Origin of the sequence: Streptomyces sp. NPDC002265, assembly GCF_040296125.1 — a bacterium.
Lineage (GTDB): Bacteria > Actinomycetota > Actinomycetes > Streptomycetales > Streptomycetaceae > Streptomyces.
Map to the genome: position 1 here is coordinate 1 of NZ_JBEOWS010000373.1, position 9,093 is coordinate 9,093.

At 72.5% G+C, this 9,093-nt stretch carries 9 protein-coding genes; 1 reads left to right on the top strand and 8 read right to left on the bottom strand.

Annotated features, from left to right (window positions below; all coding sequences use genetic code 11):
* The 4 genes from ABT085_RS39405 to ABT085_RS39420 form a co-directional block, all read right to left on the bottom strand.
* On the bottom strand, positions 1–194 hold a 194-nt coding region (locus tag ABT085_RS39405), incomplete at its 3' end, for an acyl-CoA dehydrogenase family protein (RefSeq protein WP_351619690.1).
* A gap of 306 nt (positions 195–500) precedes the next feature.
* Positions 501–1,226, bottom strand: coding sequence for a DUF1775 domain-containing protein (locus tag ABT085_RS39410; protein ID WP_351619693.1), 726 nt, complete (start codon positions 1,224–1,226; stop codon positions 501–503).
* Complete coding sequence (locus ABT085_RS39415; protein ID WP_351619695.1) at positions 1,211–1,951, bottom strand: hypothetical protein; 741 nt, start codon at positions 1,949–1,951, stop codon at positions 1,211–1,213. Before ABT085_RS39415 ends, ABT085_RS39410 begins: the two co-directional genes overlap by 16 nt.
* A gap of 256 nt (positions 1,952–2,207) precedes the next feature.
* Complete coding sequence (locus ABT085_RS39420) at positions 2,208–2,852, bottom strand: TetR/AcrR family transcriptional regulator (RefSeq protein WP_351619698.1); 645 nt, start codon at positions 2,850–2,852, stop codon at positions 2,208–2,210.
* Positions 2,853–3,308: 456 nt separating this feature from the next.
* Between ABT085_RS39420 and ABT085_RS39425 the strand changes: the two genes are divergently transcribed.
* Positions 3,309–4,709, top strand: coding sequence for a lipase family protein (locus ABT085_RS39425; RefSeq protein WP_502982927.1), 1,401 nt, complete (start codon positions 3,309–3,311; stop codon positions 4,707–4,709).
* A gap of 125 nt (positions 4,710–4,834) precedes the next feature.
* Here ABT085_RS39425 and ABT085_RS39430 read toward each other — a convergent pair whose 3' ends face one another.
* From ABT085_RS39430 to ABT085_RS39445, 4 genes are all read right to left on the bottom strand, one after another.
* Positions 4,835–6,268 (bottom strand): DEAD/DEAH box helicase, encoded by a 1,434-nt coding sequence (locus ABT085_RS39430; RefSeq protein WP_351619704.1) that lies wholly within the window; start codon positions 6,266–6,268, stop codon positions 4,835–4,837.
* 220 nt (positions 6,269–6,488) lie between these two features.
* Positions 6,489–6,692 carry a cold-shock protein gene (locus ABT085_RS39435; RefSeq protein WP_073800008.1) on the bottom strand — a complete coding sequence of 68 codons (204 nt, stop codon included), beginning with the start codon at positions 6,690–6,692 and terminating at the stop codon, positions 6,489–6,491.
* A gap of 258 nt (positions 6,693–6,950) precedes the next feature.
* Positions 6,951–7,628 (bottom strand): response regulator, encoded by a 678-nt coding sequence (locus tag ABT085_RS39440; RefSeq protein WP_351619708.1) that lies wholly within the window; start codon positions 7,626–7,628, stop codon positions 6,951–6,953.
* Positions 7,625–8,992, bottom strand: coding sequence for a histidine kinase (locus ABT085_RS39445; protein WP_351619711.1), 1,368 nt, complete (start codon positions 8,990–8,992; stop codon positions 7,625–7,627). The genes ABT085_RS39440 and ABT085_RS39445 overlap by 4 nt, the downstream gene beginning before the upstream one ends.
* Positions 8,993–9,093: the final 101 nt, after the last annotated feature.

The window sequence follows — 9,093 nt, forward strand, 5'->3', positions numbered from 1 at the left end:
CCGCCGTACTCCTCCGGCACGTGCACGGCGTGCAGATCGTTCGCGACCAGCGCGTCCAGCGCCTCCTGCGGGAACCGCGCCTCCTCGTCCACCACCGCCGCGAACGGGGCTATCTTCGCCTCGGCCAGCGAACGGACGGCGTCACGGAGCATGTCGTGCTCCTCGGACGGGCGGTACAGGTCGAAGTCAGACATGCGCTCTCCTCAACGGCACTCAGTACCCTCATTTTGCAGCACTGAGTGCCGGACAGGAAAGAGGGTTCGTCTACGGGCGTAGCGACTGACCCGATCAGGCAGACGATCGACCGCCGAGGCGTTGGCCGAAAATCGTCCCGGGCAGGTCAGAACCCATTGATGGCACCGAGTGCTGCAATTTAGGGAACTGAGTGCCAGCCGACGTCTCGCGTTCACCGTCCCGGGACGGTTCGCGACCGAGGGCGGTGCCGTGGGGGCGTACGGCCCCTGCGCCGGAGGACGCAGGGGCCTTCACCTTGCGGCCGGCTAGCCTTCGTCGCCGCCCCGGCGGCGTACGAACACGGCGACACCGGCGGCCACGGCGAGGACCACGGCGACGATGCCCGCCCAGACGCCGGCCGAGAGCCCGTCGTCGTCCTTCTCCGCCTCGGCGGCCTGCGGGGACGGCGAGGCGGCGGATCCCTCCGCGGCGGGCGCCGGCGACGCGGACGCGCTCGCCGTCGGGGTCGCGGTCGGCGACGGGGCGACCGGCTTCGCTCCCGGCGCGGCCGCCTTGAGCCGGAGGGTCGGCGCCGGGTTCTCCCCGTTCTCGTCCAGCTCGATCCAGCGGTCGGTGCGTCCGTCGGCGTAGGTCTGGAGCGTCTTGAAGGCCAGCTTGCTCGCGTCGGGCAGTTGCCTGACGACGACGGAGTACGCGGCGTCGACACCGGTCTTCAGGGCGGGGCCCTTGACGGTGTATCCGTCGGCGTTCGCGGAGAACTGCCAGCCCTGGGGGCCTTCTCCGTATGTCACGTCGGCGGGGGCGATGCCCTCGGGCAGGACGACGCGGATCTGTGCGATCCCCGCGGTGTCGGACTCCGACTCGGCGTCGAAGGCGATCTCGACGTGCTCGGCGAGTGCCTGGGCCTTGTCGGACTCCACCTCCACATGGGCGGCGGCCGGGCCGGCGCCCAGCAGGACGGCACCGGCGGCCGCCGCGGCCGCCAGGGGCAGGTGTCGGGCGGTGCGGTACCGCTTCACGACGCGGAACATGGGTGTCTCCAGGTGTGGGATGCGCGGAGCGGCCGGACGGACCGCCGCCCCGGCAGGAACGGTGGGCGCGGGTGGGCTGCGCCCCGGGGCGGACCCCTGCGCACCACCACGCCGGCGAGCACCGACTCCTCGGGGGGCCGCCTGGCCGGCCGGGCGAACACGGGCGCCGGCGGCCCCGGTTCGGCCGGGACACGGAGGCCGCGGCACAGGGCCCAGGCCGTCGACGTCCGCGCCCGGACCGTCACGGCCGCCGCGTCGAGACCGCGCGCCAGCGACCAGCACACCGTGTCCGCGCGGTGCAGCAGTACGGCGACCAGCAGGGCCGCGACGATGTGCACCGCCGTCATCGTCGGCGAGCCCGGCGGGTGCCCGTGCCACGTCCGAGGGGCTTCTGCCGCGTGCCCCAGGTGTCCGGCCGGGGTCGCCGGCGGGCCGGGGCGCGCGGGCGCCGTCGTCAGCCAGAGGTGCAGCCCGGCCTGCGCTGCGGCGCAGACCGTCACGACCGAGGCCAGGGAGCGCGGGCGCCGGGCGCCGACGAGTCCGACGCCGAAGAGCGCCGCGGCCGCCAGTGTGCCGTGCCGCCAGGGCGCGGGCCCCTCGGTGACCAGATGGTGCGCGCTCACCCCGAGAGCCGTTCCGACGACCGCGAACACGGCCGCCCGCAGGACGGGCAGCGGCGGGCCGTGTGCCGGGGTGCGGGGGCGAAGCGTGCGGGGCGTGGTCATCGCCCGCTCATCATGGGGCATCGCAGGCCCCGGCCGCCGTCCGCATCCCCGAAGAGGTCACCCGTCACACCCGGGGGAGGTAACGCCGGGCGGGTGGGCGGTCCCACGGTCGAGCCGCCGGGCGACTCGGCCGAGGGGGCGCTCGGCCGCCCGGCGTGTCGTGGCGGTTCAAGCAGCACGTCATGCCGGTTCAGGCGGCTCGTCATGCCGGTTCAAGCGGCGCGTCCTGGCAGTTCAAGCGGCGCGTCATACCGGTTCAGTAGGGCAGTCCTTCGGCCGCCGCACGCAGGGCGGTGCGCAGGGAGGTGTTCAGCCCGGCGTCCGAACGGATCCCCGCGGGCACCGTCAGACAGTCCTCCACCGCTGCCCGCAGCGCCCCGTTGAACATCGCCGCGTGCACCTTCACGCGCAGACTGTCCGGACTGCTCCCGTCCCTGCGCGCGAAAAGTTCGGCGAAGACCGGCAGCGCGTCGTCGTGGACCTGGAGCCATACGGCGTGCAGTCCCGGATCGGTACGGGTCAGGGAGATCAGCTCCCAGACGGCCTCCTGCGGTGCGAAGGCATCGCTCCAGGCGCGCACGTCGTCGAGGTAGTCACGCAGTGAGGTGTCCGCGGGCCAGGCACGCAGTGCCTCCGCGACGACGTCCAGGCCCTCGATCAGCAGCGGTCTGACGCAGCTCTCCTTGGTCGGGAAGTGGCGCCAGAGGGTGCGGGCCGAGATGCCGACGGCCTGCGCGATCTCCTCCCCCGTGGTGCCTGCGACCCCTTGCGCGGTGAACAGGCGGATGGCCGCATGCGCGATCTCCACGCGGAGCGCGGACTTGCGCCGCTCGCCGAGCGTGGGCCGTCGTGCGGCCCGGTCCAGTAACGCCGAACGCTCTGCAGCCGATACCTCGTGCACTGTCGCTCCCCACCCCAATGCGTCTGGTCGACGCAGCATAACCAGAGTCGCATTTGGCGCTTGCAGACATCTTGTCACTCAGTGACACGCCGTCTTACTCTGCCGATGTAACTCCCGAGTAACTGACTCGTGAGTCATCTCCAGGCGCCCTCGGTGTACCAGACCGGCGGCCCCGGAACCCCACCCCACCAAGGCTCCTGGCCAGAGCCTCAGTACCCGTGCCCGCCGGTGCGCCGCTGTCTCGGTCCGAGAGAGCGCGAAGAGCGGGCCCGCTGTCCCAACCGCCGAAGCCCGGACGGTCGTCGCACCCTGCGACCGTCCGGCGGTCGGCATGCGCGACGCACCATCTCGAACGACTCCCCACGACTCCAGGGGCCGTGTGCCCCGGACCTCGTATCGACAGGAGCGAGCCGCATGAAGCGATCGATCGGACCGTCCGGACCCGAAGGCGTCTCGATGGAGACGCCCCGTCGGACCCAGCACTCCCCCACAGCACAGTCCACCGGCGAACGGCGTCCCGCCCTCGCCCACAGCCGTCTGCTGACCACCGCACTGGTCGCCGTGTGCGGCCTGGGCGCCACCGCCCTGCCCGCCGCCGCCCAGCCCGCCGCGGCCGCGGCGCAGGCGGCTGGTTCGCTCGCCCCGGCCGTCCCGCCCTTCTACACACCGCCGACCCAACTGCCGGACACCAACGGCACGTTGATACGTACCGAACCGCTTCCCCTGGCACTGAGCCTGCCCGGGGTCGACGGCCCGCTGCCCGGCACCGCGACCCGGCTGATGTACCGCTCGACCGACTCGGCCGGCCGGCCGATGGCCGTGACCGGCGCCTACATCGAGCCGGCGGCCGCCTGGAAGGGCAAGGGTCCCCGCCCGGTCGTGGCCTTCGCCCCCGGCACGATGGGCCAGGGCGACCAGTGCTCCGCCTCCCTCGCGCTGGAACACCCCATCGCCCTGAACGAGGGCTCCGTCTCCGTCGGCTACGAGGCCCTGGCCATCTACCGGATCCTGAGCCGGGGCGTCGCCGTCGCGGTCACCGACTACGCGGGGCTCGGCACCACCGACCGCGTCCACACCTACGTCAACCGCGTCGACGAGGGGCACGCCCTCCTCGACGTCGCGCGCGCCGCCCGTGCGGTGGCCGGCGCATCCGTCACCTCCGCGTCGCCTGTCGGTCTGTACGGCTACAGCCAGGGCGGGGGCGCCAGTGCCGCCGCGGCCGAGCTCCAGCCTTCGTACGCACCCGACGTCCCCCTGGCGGGCACCTACGCGGGGGCGCCGCCGGCCGATCTGAACGAAGTGATGAAGGGGGTCGACGGCAGTTCCCTCGCGGCGGCCATCGGCTGGTCCGTCAACGGCATGGTGCAGAGCGACCCGTCGCTCGGGCCCGTCATCGACGCGCATCTCAACGCGGCGGGCCGGGCGGCGCTGGACAGGACCTCGACCATGTGCGTCGGTGACGCGTTGCTCGGTCTCGGGGCGGTGTCGAGCACGCAGTGGACGACGGAAGGCAGTTCGGTCGCGCAGGTGGTCGACAGCGAGCCCCGGCTGAAGTCCTTCATCGGTGCCCAGCGCATCGGCACGCTCAAGCCCGCGGCTCCGGTGCGTGTGGTCACCGGCGTCAACGACGACATGGTGACCCACGGTCAGGTCCGCAAACTCGCCGTCGACTGGTGCGGCAAGGGCGCCGACGTCACGTACGTTCCCGTCAATCTGCCGAGCCTCGGGGAGAAGAACATCGTCAACCACTTCGCCCCGCTCCTGACGGACCAGGGCGATGCCATCTCGTGGCTGGTCGACCGGCTCGCCGGCAAGGCCACCCTCTCCAACTGCTGGCTGCTGCCCCTGCTCCCCTGAGCCCCCGGGCCCGGCGAGGGTCCGGAGGGCACCGCCGACCGACCGGCCGCGTCAGGCACGACCTGCGCGGCCGGTCGTCCGGCCGTCCAACCGACGGGTCGGCGGGGCGCCGTGCACCACCCGGACTACGCGCCCCGGCGGACCCGTGCGGCCTTGCGGGCCTCGGCGAGCTGCCGGGCCTCGGCGGCGCCGCGTCCGCCGCGCCCCGGGCGGTTGCCCAGGCCGCGGAAGGGCTCGCCGCCGCGCTGCCGCTGCGTCGGGAGCGGCGCGCTGCCGTCGACGGGGACACCGGAGGGCGTCCGGGCTCCGGTGATACGGCTCAGCTCGGCCTCGCCCGAGCGGACCTGGGTGACCCGGGCCCTGACGCCCGCTTCGGACAGGAGCCGGGCCATGTCCTTGCGCTGGTTGGGCGTGACCAGCGTGACGACACTGCCCGACTCGCCGGCCCGGGCGGTACGGCCGCCGCGGTGGAGGTAGTCCTTGTGATCGGCGGGCGGGTCGACGTTGACGACGAGGTCGAGGTTGTCGACGTGGATGCCGCGGGCCGCGACGTTCGTGGCCACAAGCACTGTCAGCTGGCCGTCCTTGAACTGCGCCAGGGTGCGGGTGCGCTGGGGCTGGGACTTGTCGCCGTGCAGGGCCGCGGCCCGCACCCCGCTGCTGCGCAGATGCCTGGTGAACTGGTCGACGGCGTGCTTGGTGTCCAGGAACATGAGCACGCGCCCGTCCCGTGCGGCGATCTCGGTCGCGGTGGCGTACTTGTCGGCGCCGTGCACCTGGAGCACGTGGTGCTCCAGGGTGGTGACCGCACCCGCCGCCGGGTCGACCGAGTGGACCACCGGGTCGTGGAGATAGCGCTCGACGAGCAGATCGATGTTGCGGTCCAGGGTGGCCGAGAACAGCATCCGCTGGCCGTCGGGACGGACCTGGTCGAGCAGCGCGGTCACCTGCGGCATGAAGCCCATGTCGGCCATCTGGTCGGCCTCATCCAGGACGGTGATGTCCACCCGGTCCAGGCGGCACGCCCTGCGCTCCACGAGGTCCGTGAGACGGCCGGGCGTCGCGACGACGACCTCGGCCCCCTCGCGCAGCGCGGCCGTCTGGCGGCCCATCGACAGGCCGCCGACCACGGTGGCCAGACGCACCTTCACCGACTGTGCGTACGGGGCGAGTTCGTCGGTGACCTGCTGGGCCAGTTCGCGCGTGGGGACCAGGATCAGGGCCAGCGGCCTGCGTGAATCGGCGCGCCGGCCCGCGGTGCGCGCGAGGAGCGCCAGGCCGAAGGCGAGCGTCTTGCCCGAGCCGGTGCGGCCGCGCCCCAGCACGTCGCGTCCCGCGAGGGAGTTGGGCAGGGTGGCGGCCTGGATCGGGAACGGCTCGCTCAGACCGCGCTCGGCAAGGGTCCGCTGCACCGCGTCGGGCAGGTCCAGTTCGCCAAAGGCCGCGACCGGGGGGAGGGCGGGGGCGACGGTGTCCGGGGACGCGAAATCCCCCTGGCGGGTGGCGCGACGGCGCGCGTCGCCGCTCGAACCGGCTTCAGGACGGACTGAACGGCTCATGCAGAACCTTCCTCGAGGGCACGCATCGAGGAATTCCCGGCAGGACACAGCCGGACGAATTGCCAGAACGAGCCGATTTCAAGGCCACGCTTCGGGGCCAGAATTTCAGGGCCGGGCTTTGAGGTCGAGCTCCCGGACCAAGGATTTCCATAGAATGCAGAAACAAAAAGTTGGGCCCCACCCTGACGGGCGGGCCCCAACTTTCTCAGACGTTTCGACGTCAGGCGGGAGTGATGTTCTCCGCCTGCGGGCCCTTCTGGCCCTGCGTGACGTCGAAGTTCACCTTCTGGCCTTCCTGAAGCTCACGGAAGCCGGAGGTGGCGATGTTCGAGTAGTGGGCGAAGACGTCGGCGCCGCCGCCGTCCTGCTCGATGAAGCCGAAGCCCTTTTCCGCGTTGAACCACTTCACGGTGCCAGTAGCCATGTCATCTCCTTCGGGGCTGTGCCCGCGGGCTCACACTTTGCGAGCCCCAGCGTCGCCACAATGAACCCCGTCCGGATAAGCACCGGAAAGACAAAAAACGCCCGGCGGCATACAACCGCCAAGGCACTTGAAGTTCGGGAACCACAACTGCAACTAACGTAAGCTTACCACGCTAAACACATCCGTATAGTTTTTCCACCCGTGACCCGCACCGCACCGCACCGCGTCACACCTCGCCTCCCGCCGTACGGACGCCGTTCAGTCCGACGGATTCGGGCGGGCGAGTCCGAGGTCGTAGGCGAGGATGACGGCCTGGACACGGTCGCGCGCCCCGATCTTCGCCAGGACGCGGCCCACATAGGTCTTCACCGTGGACTCCGACAGGACGAGACGTTCGGCGATCTCCCCGTTGGTCCAGCCCCGGCCGATGGCGACCAGGATCTCGTGCTCGCGTTCGGTCAGGGAGTGCACCCGGGGGTCGCCCTCGGCGCCGGCGTCCGGCGCGGTCCGCGGCAGATGGTGCGCGTAGGCGTCCAGCAGACGCCGGGTGAGGGCGGGGGCGATCACCGCGTCGCCCGCGGCGACCGCGCGGATCCCGGCCAGCAGCTCCTCCGGGTGGGCGTCCTTCAGCAGGAATCCGCTGGCTCCCGCGCGCAGGGCCGCGTGGGCGTACTCGTCCACGTCGAAGGTGGTCAGGACGAGGACCCGGGAGCGGCCTCCGGAGGCGACGATGCGCCGGGTCGCCTCGATGCCGTCCATCCCCGGCATCCGGACGTCCATCAGGATCACGTCCGGGCGGAGCTCGGCGGCCTGGCGGACGGCCTCGCCGCCGTGGGCCGCCTCGCCGGCGACCACGGTCTCGGGGGAGCTCTCCAGGAGCATACGGAAGCCGAAGCGCTGCAACGGCTGGTCGTCCACGATGAGCACGGTGGTCATGCCGCGCCCCCCGCCGCGACCTCGCCCGGCAGACCGGTCCGGTCGGGCTCGCCCCGTGAACCGGAGGGCCCGGGCCGGCCCGGCGCGTCGGCGGAACCTGCCGGGCCCGGCAGGCCGGCCGGCGGGGTGAGGTCGAGGGTGGCCCGGACCGTCCAGCCTCCGTCCGTCGTGGGGCCCGCGACGACCGTCCCGCCGTACAGGGCAGCGCGTTCTCTCATTCCGGCCAGTCCGTGTCCTTCGTCGTGGGGCGCCCGGATCCGGACGGTCCCGTCCTGCGGTCCGGTGTCGTGGACCTCGATGTGCACCAGCGGGTCGGCGGTGGTCACCGACAGCCGGATCCGGGTGTCGTGGCCCGCGTGTCTGAGGGCGTTGGTGAGGGCTTCCTGGGCGATACGGTAGACGGCGAGCTGGATGCCGCGGTCCAGGGTGTCCAGCGTGCCCGCGGTCCGGTAGGTGACCTGCGGGCCTGCGGAGCGGATCCGGGCGCACAGCGCGTCGATGTCCGCGAGGCCCGGCTGGGGGCTGAGCCGGGGAGCCTGGGTCTGCTCGCGCAGCACGCCGAGGGTGCGGCGCAGTTCGCCCAGCGCCTGGCGGCCGGTGTCACCGATGAGCAGCAGGGCCTGCTTGCCGCGTTCCGGGGAGGTGTCGGCCGCGTAGGCGCCGCCGTCGGCGAGCGTGATGATGACGGAGAGGTTGTGGCCGACGATGTCGTGCATCTCGCGGGCCACCCGGGTGCGTTCGGTGGCGACGGCGAGCCGGCTGCGCTGGTCGCGTTCGATCTCCAGCCGGGCCGCGCGGTCGCGCAGTCCGGCGACCTGGGCGCGCCGGATGCGTACGGCCAGCCCCAGCGCGACCGCGGCGACGATGGTGGTGCTGAGCAGGAACAGGCCGTCCAGGACGGACACGTCCGAGCGCATCCGTACGGCCAGCAGCGCCAGTCCGCTCACCGTCACGGCGCAGGCGGTGGGCAGGTGACGCAGCCGCCCGTGCAGCGCGAGGCTGTAGAGGGCGACCAGGACGGCGACGGCGACGCGCAGCCAGGCTCCCAGGGCGCACTGGACCAGGAAGACGGTGGCGGTCAGCGCGAAGGCCACGGACGGCCGTCTGCGGCGCCACAGCAGCGGCAGCACCTGTCCGGCCTGGAGTGCGAGGGTCGCCGCGACCGACAGGTGGGTGAAGGCCTTGGCGAGTTGGTCGTGCCGTTCGTGGTGGTGGGGCACCAGGTCCGGCACGCACAGCAGGGCCACCATGACGAGGACCAGCGCCGTGTCCAGCAGCCACGGCCGCGAGCGGTCCGTCTGCCGCAGCCGCCGGCCGACCCGGGACACCCGGCCGACCAGCGGATGGTTCCACACCGGGTCCATCCCGGTCAGCGCGGTCGCTCCGCCGGGGACGGCCGCCCGCACCGGGACGGCCGTCCCCGCGGTGGTGTCGTCGCTGCTCATGGAGGTCACCCGTTCATCGT